Annotated in this window: 12 protein-coding genes and 1 pseudogene; 6 read left to right on the top strand and 7 right to left on the bottom strand. The window is 63.4% G+C overall.

From position 1 onward, the window contains the following. Positions 1 to 5 precede the first annotated feature (5 nt). Positions 6 to 1,058, top strand: a complete 1,053-nt coding sequence (locus NKH38_RS05095; protein WP_023692173.1) for a substrate-binding domain-containing protein — start codon at positions 6 to 8, stop codon at positions 1,056 to 1,058. A gap of 70 nt (positions 1,059 to 1,128) precedes the next feature. Here NKH38_RS05095 and NKH38_RS05090 read toward each other — a convergent pair whose 3' ends face one another. The 5 genes and pseudogenes from NKH38_RS05090 to NKH38_RS05070 form a co-directional block, all read right to left on the bottom strand. Then, complete coding sequence (locus tag NKH38_RS05090) at positions 1,129 to 1,416, bottom strand: type II toxin-antitoxin system RelE/ParE family toxin (protein WP_352762509.1); 288 nt, start codon at positions 1,414 to 1,416, stop codon at positions 1,129 to 1,131. Beyond that, positions 1,409 to 1,669 carry a ribbon-helix-helix domain-containing protein gene (locus NKH38_RS05085; protein WP_023732183.1) on the bottom strand — a complete coding sequence of 87 codons (261 nt, stop codon included), beginning with the start codon at positions 1,667 to 1,669 and terminating at the stop codon, positions 1,409 to 1,411. The genes NKH38_RS05090 and NKH38_RS05085 overlap by 8 nt, the downstream gene beginning before the upstream one ends. A gap of 88 nt (positions 1,670 to 1,757) precedes the next feature. Next, positions 1,758 to 2,104 (bottom strand): annotated as a pseudogene (locus NKH38_RS05080) (D-alanine--D-alanine ligase A); the annotation flags it as partial. Positions 2,105 to 2,318: 214 nt separating this feature from the next. Continuing rightward, positions 2,319 to 4,373 carry a bifunctional aldolase/short-chain dehydrogenase gene (locus NKH38_RS05075; protein WP_352762507.1) on the bottom strand — a complete coding sequence of 685 codons (2,055 nt, stop codon included), beginning with the start codon at positions 4,371 to 4,373 and terminating at the stop codon, positions 2,319 to 2,321. Between the two features lie 93 nt (positions 4,374 to 4,466). Then, positions 4,467 to 5,438 (bottom strand): sugar-binding transcriptional regulator, encoded by a 972-nt coding sequence (locus tag NKH38_RS05070; protein ID WP_352762504.1) that lies wholly within the window; start codon positions 5,436 to 5,438, stop codon positions 4,467 to 4,469. Positions 5,439 to 5,630: 192 nt separating this feature from the next. Between NKH38_RS05070 and NKH38_RS05065 the strand changes: the two genes are divergently transcribed. The 5 genes from NKH38_RS05065 (at position 5,631) to NKH38_RS05045 (ending at position 14,246) form a co-directional block, all read left to right on the top strand. Continuing rightward, entirely contained in the window at positions 5,631 to 7,271 is a 1,641-nt protein-coding gene (locus NKH38_RS05065) for an acyl-CoA synthetase (RefSeq protein ID WP_352762502.1), read from the top strand. A gap of 174 nt (positions 7,272 to 7,445) precedes the next feature. Further along, entirely contained in the window at positions 7,446 to 8,030 is a 585-nt protein-coding gene (locus tag NKH38_RS05060; protein ID WP_352762500.1) for a TetR/AcrR family transcriptional regulator, read from the top strand. Between the two features lie 58 nt (positions 8,031 to 8,088). Beyond that, the gene (locus tag NKH38_RS05055) at positions 8,089 to 9,228 is read left to right on the top strand and encodes an efflux RND transporter periplasmic adaptor subunit (protein ID WP_352762498.1); all 1,140 of its coding nucleotides are present in this window, start codon (positions 8,089 to 8,091) and stop codon (positions 9,226 to 9,228) included. 249 nt (positions 9,229 to 9,477) lie between these two features. Next, on the top strand, positions 9,478 to 12,615 hold the full coding sequence (locus NKH38_RS05050; protein ID WP_352762496.1) for an efflux RND transporter permease subunit: 3,138 nt from the start codon (positions 9,478 to 9,480) through the stop codon (positions 12,613 to 12,615). A gap of 275 nt (positions 12,616 to 12,890) precedes the next feature. Further along, a complete protein-coding gene (locus NKH38_RS05045; protein WP_352762494.1) occupies positions 12,891 to 14,246 on the top strand; it encodes an LLM class flavin-dependent oxidoreductase in 1,356 nt (451 codons plus the stop codon). A 61-nt stretch (positions 14,247 to 14,307) separates the two neighbouring features. Here the strand turns inward: NKH38_RS05045 and NKH38_RS05040 are convergent, their stop codons facing one another. Further along, entirely contained in the window at positions 14,308 to 16,017 is a 1,710-nt protein-coding gene (locus NKH38_RS05040) for a trimethylamine N-oxide permease (RefSeq protein ID WP_023825985.1), read from the bottom strand. Between the two features lie 306 nt (positions 16,018 to 16,323). Further along, positions 16,324 to 18,693 (bottom strand): trimethylamine N-oxide demethylase, encoded by a 2,370-nt coding sequence (locus NKH38_RS05035; RefSeq protein WP_352762492.1) that lies wholly within the window; start codon positions 18,691 to 18,693, stop codon positions 16,324 to 16,326. Positions 18,694 to 19,034 lie beyond the last annotated feature (341 nt).

Genomic DNA, 19,034 nt, shown 5'->3' with positions numbered 1-19,034 from the left:
AGAACGTGAACATCACAAGACGACTTTTGGGGAAGGTCGCGCTCGGATTGGCCGGCGCAACAATGCTGATGCAGGTCCCGGCCTTTGCCGCCGACAAGCCGGCGCCGTTCGACAAGCCCGGCGTCAAGATCGCGCTGGTGCGCTATCTCTCGACCGGCGATTTCTTCCAGGCCTATCTCTCGGGCGTCGAGTCCCAGTCCAAGGCGCTCGGCATCGATCTGCGCGTGCTCGACAGCCGCCAGGACGCCGCCCTTCAATCCGACATGGTCGACCAGGCCATCGCACTCGGCGTGCAGGGCATCATCATCCAGCACGGCCTGACGGAATCGATGAAGGACGCCGCCCAGCGCGCGGTCGATGCCGGCATCAAGGTCGTCGCCTTCGACGTCAATGTCGAAAACCCCAAGATCCCGCAGATCGAACAGTCCGACAAGGACCTTGCGCGCCTGGCGCTCGAGCAGGCGGTCAAGGACAATGGCGAGAGCTGGAACGCCGGCTATGTCTATGTCGCTGGCATCGCGCCGCTCGACCGCCGCAACGAGACCTGGGTCGACGTGAAGAAGAAACATGCCGGCATCAAGGAAGTCGCGATGTTCGGCACGCTCGACAACCCGATCGCCAACTCGGTCGCCAACCAGGCGCGCTCGGTGCTGCAGGCGCATCCCGACATCAATGTGATGTTCGCGCCCTATGACGAGTTCGCCAAGGGTGTGAAGATCGCCGTCGACGAGGCGGGGCTGAACAAGAAGATCAAGATCTACTCCGCCGACATCTCTACCTCGGACATCGCGGCCATGCGCGAGACCGACAGCGCCTGGGCCGCCACCGCCGCCACCAACCCTGCCGTCGTCGGCCAGGTCTCGGTGCGCGCGCTGGCGCAGTTGCTCGCCGGTGAAGATCCCGGCCACAACGTCATCGTGCCGCCGACGCTGATCACCCAGAAGGACCTGATCGACAAGGACATCAAGAACATGGAGGACCTGTCGGCCAAGCTGCCGCAATTCGCCCATGCCGATGTCGCCATGCCGGCCTGGATGCCGAACCCGAACGCGAAGTAGGATCGGTCATCTGATAGATGCGAAGGGCGGCATGGGCCGCTCTTTTCATATTGATCGTAAGCCTGCCGGCCTACAACCAATGGTCTGGATCGCGCATCCCGTGGACAATCGCCACAGCGATAACACCATCGGGCTGCGGCTCGTAGATGATGATATAGCGGCCTTCGACGAGCACGCGGGCCGTTGCGCTTAACTCGGGCCGTGCGCTGCCCATCTTGGGGTGCTGCGCCGCCAGCTCCAGTCTTTCGAAAATGCGCATCAACAGTCTGTCTGCTGCGTTTTCATTGTCGGCGGCGATGGTGTGCCAGATGTCTCGCAAATCCTGCGAAGCGCGCGGTGTGAGCCTATAGCTAGCCACGGGCGCGGCGTTCTGCCTTCAGGCTGCCGATGAACTCGGTGGGGTCGACAGCCACTGGCTTGCCGCTGCCCATCCCTTCGGCATAGGCCCGCTTCAAGTGCTGGAGTTCGAGCGTGCGCAATTCCTCGCGCTGCTCCCATAAGCGCAGGGCGTCGCGGACAATCTCGCTGTTGGAAGCATAACCGCCACCTTCGATAGCGCTTTGCAGGCGAGCTATCTGCTGCGCGGTGAGGGATATGGTGAGGGTGCGCATAGGTTCGTTTTTCATACCCACATTATAATGCATCCAACAAGATCTAACAATATCTGTTAGGAATCTGCCCCTGCATCATGACCGCCCGACTCGCACCAGCCACCGCGCCGTCCTCGCCATGCAGGCGTGCAGTACCGGAACACCATATTCGATGGCAGGCAGGTCGTGCGGCGCACCCTTGGCGGGAATCGCCAGCATCCGCCCATGCCCGCCCGGCGCCAGGCAAAGCTGCGTCCCATCAGACGGTGTCGCCAGCGCGCCGTCCTTGAAATTGCTCAGCAGCCATTGGCCTTCGCGGGTGACGAAGATGGGAACGGCGTCGTATTTCGCCGGGTCCAGCGCGGCTATGACATTGGTTGCCGAAAGCAGCGACACCTCATGCTCGGCGGAGCGCCCGCCGAACAGCAAGCCGACACGAAGTCTCTTCGCAGCCATCGACAACTCCACCAAGGATCAGGGTCGGAGCTCGCATGCGAAACACAAGGCGCGCCCTAAAGTGGTCGAGCAATAGGCCAAGGATTGGAGTGGATTTTGACCAGTTCGAGCAGTTTTTCAGCACGACCTGCAAAAGCAGTTCTCCGCCTGGAGTCCTTCAGGTGGGAGAGCGGTTCGTCGTTTTGGTGAGCGATGAACCGCTCCAGGTCTATGTCTAGCGCAGCGCTGCGGCGATGTTGCCACCGTCGACCGTCGTCACATCGGCGGTGGTGCGTTCGGCCAATGCTTGGTGCAGGAAGGCCTGCGCCACGTCTTCTGCCGTCACCTCCTGTCCGAGCAGATTGCCCGACATGTATTCCTTCTCCGACACGCCGCGCGCGCCGGAACGGCTGGCGATCATGGCGTCGGTCAACAAGCCGGAGCGGATGCGGTCGGCGTTGACCGCATTGGAGCGGATGCCGTGCGCGCCGTAGTCGAGCGCATATTGCCGGGACAGGAATAGCGTCGCCGCCTTCGGCACACCATAGGCGCCGAATTTCGGACCCGGGTTGACCGCCTGCTTGGAGGTGTTGAACAACAACACACCGCCGGTGCCCTGTTCCAGCATGATGCGCACCGCGTTCTGCGCCGCCGACTGGTGGGCGAAGAAGTTGAGCTCGAAACTCTTGCGCAGCAGGGCATCGTCGAGCTCGCCGATGCGGCCTTCCCAGGCGGCACCGGCGTTGGAGACCAGAATGTCGACGCCGCCATAGACAGCGACAGCTTTGTCGAAGGCGGCGTGCAGCTCGGCCGGGTTGGTGATGTCGGCGCCGACGCCGATCGAATTGTTGCCGGCTGCCTTTGCCGCCTCGGCCGCCCTGGCCGCATCGAGATCGACGACGACGGCATGCGCGCCATTGGCGGCGAACAGTTTTGCCGTCGCAGCACCGATCGCGCCGGCGCCGCCAGTGATCAGCACCACCTGGCCGGTCAGCAGCTTCGGCTTGTTGGAGGCGAGCTTGGCCTGCTCAAGCGACCAGTACTCCAGCGGGAAGAGGTCGGCCTTCGATAGAGGATGGAAGCTGCCGACGACCTCGGCGCCGCGCACCGCCTCGATCCACATCTCGCCGACATCAGATGCGATCTTCGCATCCTTCAGCGTGCGGCCATGGCCGAACATGCCGAGGCCCGGCACCAGCGTCAGCCGCGGCATCGGGTCGAGCATGGTGCGCTCGACGTCGTCCAGCGCGTCGTTGGTTTCGAAATACGCGCGATAGTCGCTGGCGAAGGCCTCGACATGGCTCTTGATGACGGCCTTGTAGTCGCCGGCCTTGTCGGCGTCTGGCGCCGGAACCGCCATCGGCCCGGTCTTGATGCGGATCGACAGGTCCGGCGTCGACACACCGCGTGCGGCATAGTCGGCGATGCCGGCCGAATTGATGAAATCGACGATGGCATCCGAGGTGCGGAAGTCGCTGATCATGCGATCGAAGCGGCCTTCGCCACGCGCCACCGCCACCGCGCCGCGCAGCATCGGCGCGATTGCCGCGGGCGTCGCCAGCTTTGCCGGCAGCGTGACCTTGGCCGGCTTCGGCTTGCCGTGCTTGGCGACATAGTCCTCGGCCACGTTCACATAGTGGATCATGCGGTCGTAAGCCTGCTTCGCATCGTCGCCGAAGGTGAAGATGCCATGCTTGTCGAGGATCAGGCCTTCGACGCTGGGGTCGGCGTCGTAGACATCGGCGGCCACCTTGGCGAGGTCGAAGCCGGGCTTGATATAGGGCACGTACCCCATCTGTTCGCCGAACACGGTCTTGATCAGCGCCTTGCTGTCCGCCTGGTCGACGATGGCGAGGATCGCGGTCGAATGCGTATGGTCGACGAATTTGTGCGGCAGGAAGGCGTGCAGCAGCGTTTCGACCGACGGATTGGGCGAGGCGGGATCGATGAGGTTTGCGCGCTGCAGCGCCACCATATCTTCGTCGGCGAGGCTGGCCAGCGCGCGCGCCTTCAAGAGCGGGCCCATCTTCACCGCCGGCAGGCCCTGCGGTTCGATGACGCCCATGTCCCAGCCGCTGCCCTTGACGCACAGCACGTCCCATTCGTCGCCGACGAGGTCTATGGCCTTGGTCTTGCAGGAAGTGTTGCCGCCGCCATGCAGCACCAGCCGCGGCTCGCCGCCGAGCAGCCGGGTCGTGTAGACGCGCAACGCGAGGTCGCGGGCCACGCCCTTTTTCGCATAATCGGCCACCAGTATTTCCGCGTCGTCGTCATTCCAAAGGTTCTTCATGTCGCTATGTCCGCTTTGCTGTCTTTGATGTTGCTGTGAACAGGAGTGCCGCGACGCCTTGATGACAATGCGCCGCTGCAAGGATTTCGTTTGTCAGGAAGCCTTTTTTGCCCCCGCGCTGGCTCCGGCATATTCGAGCAGCCGCCGCGCCATGCCGGCGCCGACGACCAGATGCGTGCAGAGTCCGCCGGCGAGTGCTGCGAGCAGCGGTTCGAACTTGTTGTCTTCCTGCACCACCATCAGCCGCTTTTCGATCTGGCGCAGTGACGACAGCGAGGCCGAGATGACGCGGCGGTTGTAGCTGCAGTCGAGCGCCTTGCCGGTGGCATCGATGATCTGGCCGGCAACGACTCCGGCGGCGCCCGCTTCGCGCAACAGCCCCATCTCGCCGGGGCTGAGCGCGCCGCATTTGACGACATGGCTGTCGCCATCGACAGTGCCGACCGAATAGAGCGCCAGATCGCAGTTGGCAATATCGGCCAGTTGTTCGCGGATCACCGGTTCGGCGCGCAGCCCATGCGCCAGCAATTCCGTCGTCAGCACCAGCGGCGCGTAGAAATTGAGGCCCTTGGCGTTGAGCCGCCGGGCGATCTCCATCGTGCACTGGTCGGGACGGTAGGAGTAGGGCGCGCCGAGATTGCCGCAGAGCTGCACAACGGTGACGTCCTGCAGGTCGGCATAGGACATGACGTCGGCGATGGTGTAGACTGTGCGGCCCCAGGCGACGCCGATCCGGTCGCCCTTCTTGACCAGTTCGAGAAAGACGCCCGCCGCCAGCACCGCAACGTCCGTCGAAGGGTCGACGACATAGGCATTCTCCGGCGCGATCCACACCGCATCAAGCTTGAGCGCGTCCTCGAGCTGGCGCGCAAGCACGTCGTCGGTGAACAGCTGCGTCGAGGTCGAGATGTTGACGATGCCGGTCTCGCGCGCCTTGCGCAAATACATGGCGACCGAGGCGCGGGAGATGTTAAGCTGGCTGGCGACCTGGTCCTGGCGCAGGCCATGGGCATAATAGAGCCATGCGGCCTTGTGGATAAGCTGTTCTGCCGGTCGGATCGCCATGCCGTCTCCTCGGCTGACATTATTCACGGCTCTCGACAAAAGTCAAACTGGCGTGGGTACACGATACCTCTTTGCCCACCCGAATCTGGACGATCATTGCGCCAAATGTGCCCGGTCGGGAATCGCCGATGGTGACGTGGCGGGAACCTGTGGTTAGAAGTTCTCAGCAAAAGAAAACTCGGGGAGCACGGGATGGGCAGTCCCTACGATCAGGATCTCGGCAAGAACGCCGCCAACCACCAGCCGCTGACGCCGCTCACTTATCTGGAGCGGGCGGCAAGCACCTATCCCGATCATGTCGCCATCATCCATGGCAACCAGCGCATCACCTATCGCACCTTCTGGCGGCGCTCGCTGAAGCTCGCCTCGGCGCTGTCGAAGCGCGGCATCGGCAAGGGCGATACCGTCACGGTGATGCTTTCGAACACGCCGCCGATGCTGGAGGCGCATTTCGGCGTGCCGATGACCAAGGCAGTGCTGCATTCGCTCAACACAAGGCTCGATGCCGCCGTCATCGCGTTCCAGCTCGACCATGCCGAGACCAAGGTGCTCATCGTCGACCGCGAATTCGCTGCTGTCGTCAAACAGGCACTGGCACTGGCCAAGGTGAAGCCGCTGGTCATCGACTATGACGATCCCGGCTATGCCGCCGATGCACCCTATCCGAAGGGCGAGCGCATCGGCGCGATCGACTATGAGGGGTTCGTCGCCGGCGGTGACGAGGGCTACGCCTGGTCGATGCCCGACGACGAATGGGACGCCATCTCGCTCAACTACACCTCGGGCACCACCGGTAACCCGAAGGGCGTCGTCTACCACCATCGCGGCGCTGCCCTGATGGCCTACACCAACACCATCCATGCCGGCATGGCCAAGCACGCCGTCTATCTGTGGACGCTGCCGATGTTCCACTGCAATGGCTGGTGCTTCCCGTGGACGCTGGCCGTCCAGGCCGGCACCCATGTCTGCCTGCGCTGGGTGCGGTCGAAGCCGATCTACGATGCCATCGCCGACCACGGCGTCACCCATCTGTGCGGTGCGCCGGTCGTCATGTCGGTGCTGATCAACGCCAGGGACGAGGACAAGCGGACGTTCCCCCAGACGGTGACCTTCAATACGGCGGCAGCACCTCCGCCGGAAGCGGTGCTGTCGGGCATGGCCGATGCCGGCTTTGCCGTCACCCATCTCTACGGGCTGACCGAGACCTATGGCCCGGCGGTCGTCAACGAATGGCACGGCGCCTGGGACGGTCTCGACAAGGGCGAACGCAGCGCCAAAAAGGCCAGGCAGGGCGTGCGCTATGCAGCGCTGGAAGGCCTGACCGTGATGGACCCGGGGACGATGCAGAAGACGCCGGCCGACGGCGAGACGATCGGTGAGGTCATGTTTCGCGGCAACATCGTCATGAAGGGCTATCTGAAGAACAGGAAGGCGACCGAAGAGGCCTTTGCCGGCGGCTGGTTCCACTCCGGCGACCTCGGCGTCATGCATCCCGACGGCTACATCCAGCTCAAGGACCGCTCCAAGGACATCATCATCTCCGGCGGCGAGAATATTTCATCGATCGAGGTCGAGGAGGCCCTCTACAAACACCCGTCCGTGGCGTCCTGCGGCGTAGTCGCCAAGGCAGACGACAAATGGGGCGAGGTGCCGGTCGCCTATGTCGAGTTGAAGCCCGGCAAGGCGGCAAGCGAGACCGAGATCATCGAACACTGCCGCGCGCTGCTCGCCCGCTTCAAGGTGCCGAAGGCGGTGATTTTTGCCGAGATCCCGAAGACATCGACGGGGAAGATCCAGAAGTTTCAGCTGCGGGAAATGGCGAAGGGATCTTAGTTCCAGAGCGCAACGGCACGCGCAAGGTCGAGTTCGCGCACACCCTCTGTCACCAAATTATACGCGTACGTCGAATTCGCATTGACACTTCCCTCTTTTCGATTTACGACTGACGAAAGTTGAAATTCGTCACTCATAAATCGACAGAGAACCGTGTCCGAAGCCGCCAGCATAATGGCCGACTCCACCCGCCAGGAGAATGTCACCCGTATTCTCGACTGTGCCGAACGCCTGTTCCGGCACTATGGTTACGGCAAGACCAATGTCGCCGACATCGCCCGCGAACTCGGCATGTCGCCGGCCAATATCTACCGTTTCTTCGCCTCCAAGGTCGAAATCCACCAGGCCGTCTGCGGCCGCATGCTCCTCGCCAGCTACAACATGGCCTACGAGATTTCCCGGTTGCCGATCAGCGCCGAGGAGCGGCTGCGCCGCTACGTGCATGCGCAGTACAAGATGACGCTGGAAGTCATGCTCGACGACCAGAAGGTCCACGAAATGGTCATCGTCGCGCTCGAGCGCGACTGGGGCGTCATCGACAAGCATATCGACAGCATTCACGACCTGTTTGCCGAGGTCATCCGCGAGGGCATCGAGGCCGGCGAGTTTGCCGACCAGGATCCGGTCATCGCATCGCGCTGCTTCGGCGCCGCCACCGTCATTCTGTGCCACCCGCAAATGGTGGCGCAGTGCCTTGCCAAGACCAATCGGGCGATGCCCGACGATCTCATCGATTACGCGATCAAGGCTCTGAAGTAATAGCCGCCGCCCGCCGGGCGCCGGTGTCGACCGTTCATCTCCAGTCGGGAGTACGAAAGTGTCTTTGTCCAGTTCCATCATCCGCAAGCTGCCGGTCGCCGGCCTGATCGTCGCCACGCTCGGGCTCGCCGCCTGCAGCCAGGAGAAGACCGAGGTCCAGGACATCATCCGTCCGGTCAAGGTGGTCGAGATCGGCCAGGCCGAAAAGAGTCGCGAACTCACCTATTCCGGCTCGGTGCGAGCCCGTACCGAAATGAACCTCGGCTTTCGCATCTCGGGCAAGGTCACTGAGCGCCTGGTCGACATCGGCCAGCATGTGACGACAGGCGATGTGCTAGCCCGTATCGATCCCACGGACTATGAGTTGTCGGTCAAGAGCGCCAAGGCCAGCCTCGACGCCGCCGAGCGGCAGGTCGAGACGGTCGATCTGTCCCGCAAGCGCGCCGAACAGCTTTTTGCCAAGAACTTCACCTCCAAGTCGCAGCTCGAACAGGCGACGCTGAGCTACAACCAGGCGGTAGCGACGCGCGATGCCGCCCGCTCTACCCTTGCCCAGGCGCAGAACCAGGTCGTCTACACCGATCTCAAGGCGAGCGAGAACGGCATCGTCACGGCGGTCTCGGCCGATGTCGGCCAGGTGGTCGGCGCCGGAACGCCTATGATGACCGTTGCCGTCGACGGCGAAAAGGAAGTGCTGATCGCGGTTCCCGAAATGGACATCGCCGCCTTCAAGCCGGGAAAGGACGTCAAGGCCAGCTTCTGGTCCGATGACGCGCTGGCGCTCTCCGGCAAAGTGCGTGAAGTCGCCGGCAGCGCCGACCAGCAGTCGCGCACCTTTGCCGTCCGCGTCTCGCTGCCCGACGACCCGCGCGTGCTGCTCGGCATGACCGCCAACATCGAGGCCTCGGTGGCCAAGAAGCAGGAGATGGTGTCGATCCCGCTCAGCGCGCTTGCGGAAAAGGATGGTCGCAAGATTGTCTGGACCGTCGACCGCGCCGGCGAGACGGTGCACGAGCGCCTGGTCAAGGTTGCGGAGTTCACCGCCGACGGCGTCAGCGTCGCCGACGGGCTCAAGCCGGGGGATGTCGTCGTTGCCGCCGGCACCCAGTTCATGACCGAGAATCTCAAGGTCAAGCTGACCGGCGATGCGGTCCAGGCCGCCTCTGCGGAAGGCGCTGCCGCAAAGGCCCTGCGCTGACCGCAGGCATGAAGCCGGCTTGATCGTCGCTTCGGCGAAAGGGCTGGGCAAGCGAATTCAGGGTTTCCGGGCGGCGAGCGCCCGATCGTCGAGACGCCAAGATCGAGTTCCCCCGCATCGATCCGCGCGTCCCACCGCGATGAGTGTCTCTCCGCTCGGAAAGCCTCGCCGCCCGGAAGCCAGCATCGGAATACCTGAAGCCGCATGCCGAGGGTGTGCGCTCACGATCAACGAATTGGACTGACGCCGATGACCACCACCGACAGCACTGAAAAGCAGCCTTTCAATCTTTCGCGCTGGGCCATCGGCCATCCCTCGATCGCGCGCTTCCTGTTCGGTCTGATCATCATTGCCGGCGCGCTCGGCCTGATGCGCATGGGCCAGAAGGAAGACCCCGATTTCACTTTCCGCGTCATGGTCGTCCAGGCGATCTGGCCGGGCTCCTCGATCCAGGAGATGGAAGACCAGGTCGTCAACAAGATCGAGCGCAAGCTGCAGGAAACGCCGCACCTCGACTTCGTCCGTTCCTACACCCGCGCCGGCAGCGCCATCATCACCGTCCAGATCAAGGGCGACACCAATGCAGAGGAGGTGAAGGACGCCTTCTACCAGGTGCGCAAGAAGGTTGGCGACATCTCCGGCGACCTGCCGCAAGGCCTGCTCGGGCCCTATTTCAACGACGAGTTCGGCGACACCTTCATCACCCTGCACTCGATCGGCGGCGACGGCTACAGCTATCCGGAGCTGAAGAAATTCGCCACCCAGGCTCGCGACATGCTGCTGACGACGCCGGGCGTCGAGAAGGCCGTCATCATCGGCGACCAGCCGGAGAAGCTTTATATCGACGTCTCGTCCAAGGCCCTGGCCGAACGCGGCCTGACGCTGACCGACCTGCAGAACGCCATCAAGGGCCAGAACAATGTCGATCCGGCGGGCTCCGTCGACACCGGCCTGCGCTCGGTGCGCATCTCGGTCGAGGGCGATGTCACCAGGGCTGCCGACATCAGGGAATTGCGCCTGCGCGCCGGTGGTCAGGTGACACGTCTTGGCGATATTGCCACCGTGAGTTCCGGTCTCGAAGATCCCTATCAGCGCAAGTACCGCTTCAACGGCCACGAAAGCGTCCAGGTCGGCGTCGTCATGGCCAAGGGTTTTAACGTCAGGGACGTCGGCACGGATGTCGAGGCGACCTACAAGCGCTTTGAGGAAGCGCTGCCCTACGGCGTTGCGGTCGACCAGATTTCCAACCAGCCCGAGGTTGTCAAGGACGCCGTCAACGAGTTCATGGAGGCGCTCGGCGAGGCGCTGCTGATCGTGCTTGCTGTCTCGCTGCTGTCGATCGGCTGGCGTTCCGGCCTGGTCATCGCCATTGCCATTCCGCTGGTGCTGGCCGCCACCTTCGCCATCATGTACGAGCTCGGCATCGATCTGCAGCGCATTTCGCTCGGCGCCCTGATCATCGCGCTCGGGCTGTTGGTCGACGACGCCATGATCGTCGTCGAGATGATGGAGCGCAAGCTGGAGGAGGGGCTGGTCAAGATCGAGGCGGCGAGCTTCGCCTATTCCTCGACCGCCTTCCCGATGCTGAGCGGCACGCTGATCACCATCGCCGGCTTCATCCCGGTCGGCTTCGCCGCCTCGACCGCCGGCGAATATGTGCGCACGCTGTTCTATGTCGTCGGCATCGCGCTCGTCGTGTCGTGGTTCGTCGCCGTCTATTTCACGCCGTGGCTGGGCTACATGATCCTCAAGCAGCGCAAGCATGCCGGCAACCATCATGACGCCTTCGACACCGGCTTCTACCGGCGGCTGCGCGCCACGGTCGGCTGGGCGGTGCGCCACCGCATCATCGTTCTGGTGATGACGCTGGTCACCTTCGCCACCAGCCTGTGGGCGTTCCAGTTCATCCCACAAAACTTCTTCCCGCAATCCTCGCGGCCGGAAATCCTCGTCGATCTCTGGTTGCCTGAGGGAACCTCGATCAAGGAAGTCGAGACGCAGGCCAAGGCGCTGGAAGCCCGGATGATGGACGACAAGGACAAGCGCTTCATCGCCACCTATATCGGCGAAGGCGCGCCGCGCTTCTTCCTGCCGCTCGACCAGCAATTGCGCAATCCGAACTATGCGCAGCTTCTGGTGATGGCCAATGACGAACCGGCGCGCGAGCGGCTGATCCTCAAGCTGCGCTCAATCCTGGCGCAGGATTTCCCCTCGATCCGTTCCAAGGTCGACCGTCTGTTCCTCGGCCCGCCGACCGGCTGGCCGGTGCAGATGCGCATCATGGGTCCGGACCGCCAGGAGGTGCGCCGCATCGCCGACCAGGTGAAGGCGAAATTCGCCGGAAATCCGCTGCTCGGCGCCGTCCATGACGACTGGCTGGAGCCGGTACCGGCGATGAAGCTGGTCATCGACCAGGACCGCGCCCGTGCGCTTGGCGTCACCTCGCAGCGCATCCGCCAGATGCTGCAGGCAGCGATGTCCGGCGCGCCGCTCGATGACTTCCGTGATGGCGAGGAGACGGTTTCCATCGTCGCCCGCGAACCGGACGCCAGCCGCAGCCTGCTGTCCTCGGTCGACTCGGTCTATATCCCGACCGATTTCGGCGGCTTCGTGCCGCTGTCGCAGGTGGCCAAGGTGGTGCCGGTGCTCGAGCAGGGCGTCGAATGGCGGCGCGACCGCCTGCCGACCATCTCGGTGCGCGCCACGCTGCCGGATGGCGTGCAGTCGAACGACGTCGTCACCAAGCTCTACAATGACATGCAGGGCATGCGCGCCGGCCTGGCGCCCGGCTACAAGATCGAGATCCAGGGCGGTGCGGAAGATTCCGCCGAAAGCCAGGCCTCGATTGCCGCCAAGGCGCCGATCATGCTGGCCGTCATCGTCGTGCTCCTGATGATCCAGCTGCAGCATTTCGGCAAGGCGATGCTCGTGCTCGCCACCGGTCCGCTCGGCATCATCGGTGCGGCGGCGGCTCTGTTGATCAGCGGCGCGCCGTTCGGCTTCGTCGCCATCCTCGGTGTCATCGCGCTGCTCGGCATCATCATGCGCAACTCGATCATCCTGGTCGACCAGATCGATCAGGACATCGCCAGGGGGATGGACCGATCGGAGGCCATCATCGGCTCGGCCGTGCGCCGTTTCCGGCCAATCGTGCTGACGGCGATGACGGCGGTGCTGGCGCTGATCCCGATCTCGCGTGCGGTGTTCTGGGGACCGCTCGCCTACGCCATGATGGGCGGCATCCTCGTCGCCACCGTACTCACCATCCTGGTGCTGCCGGCAGGCTACGCGCTGTTCTTCGGCCGCGAGCCGAAGAAAGGCAGGAAGCCGGCTGATGAGGCGGTGCAGGACAATGACAGGCCGCCACTGGCGCTGGCCGCCGAGTAGGCGCTGCTGGGGCACAGGATCTTCCTTGGAAAATGCTGGAACGCCGTACGCTTGACGTGCGGCGTTCTGGCTTTCTCCTTCCCGGTGGCACCGAGCACCCAGGCAAGTATCTCAACACCAGGCGGGTTCATCAAAATAGGTTGAACGGCCACCTGTATGAAAATGCTTCGCGGCGCCGGTTTTGCAAAACAGAATTCCTTTCCAGGACAACAAAGCCGTCCGATCCTGCTTACATATCGGAGCGGCAACGCTCATTCGCATCAGGTGATCATCCCATGGTAGACAATAAGCAATTGCGGCTCGGCGCCTTCATGCGTCCGGTCAGTCTTCACACCGGGGCCTGGCGCTATCCCGGCTCATATCCCGATGCCAACTTCAACTTCGCCCATCTGAAGCGCTTCGCGCAGACGCTTGAGGCGGCGAAGTTCGACGCCTTCTTCATGGCCGACCATCTGGCCGTTCTCAACATGCCGATCGAGGCGCTACGGCGCAGCCACACGGTGACCTCGTTCGAGCCGTTCACGCTGCTGTCGGCGCTCGCCGCCGTCACTGATCATATCGGCCTTGTCGCCACCGCATCGACGACCTTCGACGCGCCCTATCACATTGCCCGTCGCTTCGCCTCGCTCGACCATATCAGCGGCGGCCGCGCCGGCTGGAACATCGTCACCACATCCAATCCCGACGCCGCGCTGAACTTCGGCCTCGACGAGCATGTCGAGCACGACGAGCGCTATCACAATGCGCGGGAATTCTACGATGTGGTGACCGGCCTCTGGGACAGCTTTGCCGACGACGCCTTCATCCGCGACGCCGAGAGCGGGCTCTATTTCGATCCCGCGAAGCTGCATGTGCTCGACCATAAGGGTGAGCATCTCTCGGTGCGCGGCCCGCTCAACATTGCGCGGCCGGTGCAGGGCTGGCCGGTCATCGTCCAGGCCGGCGCGTCTGAGGCCGGGCGGCAGCTGGCAGCCGAAACGGCGGAGGTGATCTTCGCCGCCCATTCCGATCTGGCGTCCGGGCAGCGCTTCTTTGCCGATGTCAAAAGCCGGGCCGAGAAGCTCGGCCGTTCGCGCGACGACATCAAGATCCTGCCCGGCGCCTTCGTCATCGTCGGCGACAGTGTCGAGGAAGCACAGGCCAAACGCGCCAAGCTCGACAGCCTGGTCTATTACGAGAGCGGCATTGCCTCGCTGTCGATCGCGCTCGGCCATGACGCGTCGGCCTTCGACCCCGACGCGCCCTTGCCCGAAATCCCCGAGACCAATGCCTCGAAGAGCGGCCGCGAGCGCGTCATCGAGCTGGCGCGCCGGGAGAATTTGACCGTCCGCCAGCTGGCGCAGCGGCTCGGCGGCTATTCCGGCCTTGCCTTCGTCGGCACGCCGAAAACCATCGCCGACGCGATGGAGGAATGGTTGGTTGCCGAGGGGTCAGACGGCTTCAACGTCATGTTCCCCTATCTGCCTGCCGGGCTCGATGACTTCGCCGAGAAGGTGGTGCCCGAGCTGCAGCGGCGAAAGCTCTTCCGGCGCGAGTATGAGGGCACCACCTTGCGCGAGAACCTCGGCCTGAAGCGTCCGCCGAACCGGTTCTTCGAAGGCTCCGAAGCGGCCACTCGCAAGGCCGGCTGACGTCCTGCCACAAAAAGAAACGGGCGCGCCGAAGCGCGCCCATTCTTTTCAGCCATCACTTTCAGATGACGAAGTACCAGTTGGCGAGCAGCATCACCACCAGGCCGGCGACCAGCGTCAGGTAGGGCAGCATGCCTGCCTTTTTGACCGAGAGGTCTGCGCCCGCCATGCCGAGGTCGGCCAGCATGTGGTCGGGGAACCTGCCCTTGTCTTGGACGTAGTGCCGGTAGCAGAACACCGGGATGATCAAGGCGGCTGTGATCAGGCCGGCCCAGAGCGCCATCGGGTTCCACACCTTGGCGCCGGCGCCCATGAAGATGGCGTTTACATAGGCGAAGATGGCGCCGAGGCCGAGCAGCCAGCTCGGCGCCTTCCACGGCCGGTTGATGTGGCCGTTGTCGATGCGGTGGATCCAGCCGGCATTGAGGTTGAGGAAGTTGAAGATGATGTAGCCGCAGTTCGACACGGCGAGGATGAAGAAGAAGCTCGTCGCGTCGGCCGAGGCGATGGCCAGCACGATCAGGTTGAAGACGAGATCGGTCCACATGGCGCGCGTCGGCGCGCCATGCTCGTTGACGTGGCTGAGATAGCGCGGCAGCCAGCCATCGACCGAGCCCTGGTAGAGCGTGCGCGACGAGCCGGCCATTGCCGTCATGATGCACAGCACCAGCGCCAGGATCATCAGCATCACCAAGAGGCTGTGGATCAATGCGCCACCCCCGACCATGCCGGCCAGTGCATCGGCGACACCCGAGCCGTCGACGATCGGCGTCGCCAGCATGCCGTTGAGGCCCAGCACGCCCTGGAAGGTGAAGGGCACCAGGATGAACAGAAGCATGCAGAGCAGGCCGGAATAGAAAATCGCCTTGAACGTGTCGGTCCCCGGGTTCTTGAACTCCGATGTGTAGCAGACGGCGGTCTCAAAACCATAGGTCGACCATGCGGCGATGAACATGCCGCCCAGCACCAGCGTCCAGCCGGCAATGTTCCACGAGCCGGGCTCCGGCGCGTAAGCCGCCGCCAGCGGCACCAGCGGCGAAAAGTTCGCCCAGTTGATCTGGCCGGTGACGATCGGCACGACACCGACGATCAGCATCGGGATGATGACCAGGAGGCCGATATACTTCTGCACATTGGCGGTGCCGAGAATGCCGCGATGCTGGATCGAGAAGATGATCAGCATCAGCACCGCGCCGATGAAGAAAGTGGCATTGAGGGTGAAGGAGACAGGACCTAGCGTGTGGCTGAACAGCGTCCAGTTGCGGATCGCCGGCGTGGCCGCCGCGGTCACCGCGGCGATGGCGTCGGCAGGCACCGTTCCGGCATGCGCCGCGATATAGGCGACGACGTCCGGCGACGCCTCGGTGAACAGCGGCACCGGCGCCAGCGCGTTGAGAATATAGGCGGCGGCGATCGAGCAGCCCAGCGACAGCACCGGCGACCAGGCGAACCAGTTGCACCACACCGACAGCGGCGCGATGAACTTGGAATAACGCAGCCAGGCGGTGGCGCCGTAGATCGAGGCGCCGCCCGACTTGTTCGGGAACAGGCCGGCGATCTCGGCATAGGTGAAGGATTGCAGGAAGCCCATGATCATGGAAGCGATCCAGATCCCGAAGGCCAGCGTTCCCGTCGTTCCGGCAATGCCGCCGATCGAAAACAGGACAAGGGCAGGAACGCCGCTCGCCACCCAGAAGGCGCCGCGCCAGTCGATGTTGCGGAGCAGCTTGCCTTCAGCGGGCTGCTCCAGGGCAGTGGTAATCGTGCTCATCTGTCTGAATTCCCCATTTTGTGTTCCCGGCCGGTGATGCCTCGGCTTCGCGAAGCTTGTTCCCCGGTACATGACCGCACGACTCCAGTGTTTCCACTCAGTCGTATTTTTTTCTTAACAGTGAAGATTGATCCGGCGCGCTTTCACGTCAAGTGATTTGTGGCGTCGTGCACATCACGGTTGCGAAACGCTCGCTTTGTCCTTCTCCCCTTGTGGGGTGAGAAGCGGTCCGCGGTAGCGGACGGAAAGCCAATTGCTTTCGAGCTTCGAACGCCCTGAGCCTGCGAAGGGCCGGGGGTGCAACCCTCAGGATCGCGGCCTGGTCTTTTGCGGATCGTAGTGAGCGAAGGCCACCACCCGCGCCGGCAGCCGCTTGGCATGACCGTCGAGCTTGCCGATCTCCACCTCTGTGCCGATTGCCGCGTGGGTGACGTCAAGCCTCGCCAGAGCGATGTTTTTGTTCAGCACCGGCGAGCGCATGCCCGAGGTGACGACACCGATCTGGGCGCGGCCGATATGGACGCAATCCCCATGGCCGACGGCGACATTGCTGTCGATGTCGAGGCCAACGAGCTTGTGCTGCGGATGTTCCTTGCGCCTTATCAGAGCCTCGCGGCCGATGAAATCGTCGGTCTTGGCCTTCAACGGTACGGTGAAGCCAATGCCCGCCTCGAACGGGTCGGTCTGGTCGGAGAATTCGTAACCGGCGAAGATCAGCCCGGCTTCGATGCGCACCATGTCGAGTGCCTGCAGGCCCATCGGCTTCAGCCCGTGCGGCTGGCCGGCCTCCCAGATGGCATCGAACACTTTTTCGGCGTCGCGTGGGTGGCACCAGATTTCGTAGCCGAGCTCGCCGGTATAACCGGTGCGCGACACCACGACCGGAATGCCATTGCCGCCGCCGATGCGCGCGACAGCGAAGCGGAACCATTCGAGTTCGTCGATCGACGGTTGCAGCGGCGAGGTCCAGACCACCTCTCGCAAAATGTCACGGCTCTTCGGCCCTTGGACAGCGACATTGTGCATCTGGTCGGTGGACGAGCGCACCAGCACGTTGAGGCCAAGCTTCTTTGCCGTCTCGCGCAGCCATTCGCCGGACAGGTCATCGCCGCCGACCCAGCGGAAATTGTCCTTGCCGAGCCGCAGCAGCGTGCCGTCGTCGATCATGCCGCCATGCTCGTAGCACATGGCGGAATAGACGACCTGGCCGACGCCGAGCTTCTTGACGTCGCGGGTCAGCGTGTATTGCAGCAGCGCTTCGGAATCGGGACCGGTGACCTCGAACTTGCGCAGCGGCGACAGGTCCATGATCACCGCGTCCTGCCGGCAGGCCCAGTACTCGGCGATCGGCCCCTCTTTGGCGAAAGAATTGGCCAGCCAATAACCCCGGTATTCCACGAAGTTGCGGGTGTGCTTGGCGAAGCTTGAATGGAAGGCGGTCTCGCGGGTCATTTTCGGTTCCGAATCGGGCGTCATGCGTCTGGCGATCGCTCGCGAGAATTTGTGTTGGCCGGAATAGGTTCGCACATGGATGTCGGTCGGGTTCCAGCCATTGGCCGGTGTCGTGTCGTCGGGACAGGCGGAGGAGACGCAGACGATGTCGGTGAGCGCCCTGAGCAGGACATAGTCGCCGGCGCGCGACCACGGCTCATCCGACACCATGACGCCATGGGCGTCGATCGCCGTGTTGAAGAAGAAGTTGATCGCCATCCAGCCGGCACGTGGGGTGACACCCTTGTCGGCCAGCGCGCGGTTGAAATTCTCCGAGCAGTTGGTGTGGCCGGGATAGCCGATGTCGTCGTAATATTTGGCGGCACACGCCAGCGCGAACGCGTCATGCCGGCCGCATGTGTCCTGGATAACCTCGACCAACGGCTCCATGTCCTGGTCGTAATATTTCGAGTGAAGGCCGGGCATCGGGTAGCTCGACCCCATCAGCGTGCGCGTCGTCGTTACGTCGAGCGGATGGTCCAGCCCCTTGTCCAGCTTGCGCGCCGAGAAGCACTGGAAATCGGTGCACTGGCGGCCGTCGACATCGATGATCTGCAGGTAGTCGCCCGCCTTGACGAAATAGGATTCGGCCGTCGCCGAATGGACGCGCAGGTCTAGCACCGGATCGGCGAGCGGATCGGCAAGCTGCGACTTCGTTTTCAGCCGGATGGTGTTGCGCCGCACGAGAACGGTGAGCGGCGTTGCCGTATCATGGCCGTCGACGAGCATCGGCCCGCCGGGTGCGGCAATCAGCATCGCGCCGTCGCGCGTGACCGTGAATGCCTGCTCGGTGCCGGCAGGCGTTGCGCCGCCGAACACACGCACCGCCTTGGGCTCGTCGAGCTGCACCTGGCGGCGCTCAAGGCCACGACGGACGGAAGCCAGGCTGTCATCGCCTCCGGCCAGAAGCGCCTTGATCCCGGCGGCATTGCTGTTGGACTTTTCGCCGAGGATGGAAGGATCGGTGGCGCCGGTCCTGTCCCAGGCCAGCAACTCGCAAGCCTGCCCGCCCTCGACATTGCGCACGGTGAACGTATCGCCGGCCTCGACCTCGATCAGCACCGCGCCATTCCCCAGGATAGTATGGCGCTCCATGCCCGGCGGCAGCGCGATCTGGCCGGGCCTCAGGATGAGGCTCGGCCGCGGCGGCCCGGCTGTCACTGAAGGGTAGGGCGACTGGCTCATCTCAGCCTTGCGGTTACAGAAACAAGTTTGCCTGTGTGTAAAATTATTTTAGCAGCAAGAATAGCAGCGCGGTTGGGTTTGGCAAGGTGGAGGTGGCGTTCTCGACGCGGTCGCTGCAGGTTAGACCCTTCCAATCAAACCCATCTTCGAACGCCAGCGCCGCCCCTCATCTGGCTGCCGCCATCTTCTCCTCGTAAACGGGGCGAAGGATGCTGTCGTCGCCGGTTTCGCCAATCGCCAGCGTTGCAGGACGAGCGCCGAGGCTGCGACCAGCTTCTTTCTCCCCGTCACTATACGGGGAGAAATGCCCGGCAGGGCAATGAGGGGCGGCGCCAACATCT

Origin of the sequence: Mesorhizobium sp. M1078, assembly GCF_040318615.1 — a bacterium.
Lineage (GTDB): Bacteria > Pseudomonadota > Alphaproteobacteria > Rhizobiales > Rhizobiaceae > Mesorhizobium.
The sequence above is the reverse complement of the archived record's forward strand: the minus strand, read 5'-3'. Positions and strand labels throughout refer to the sequence as shown.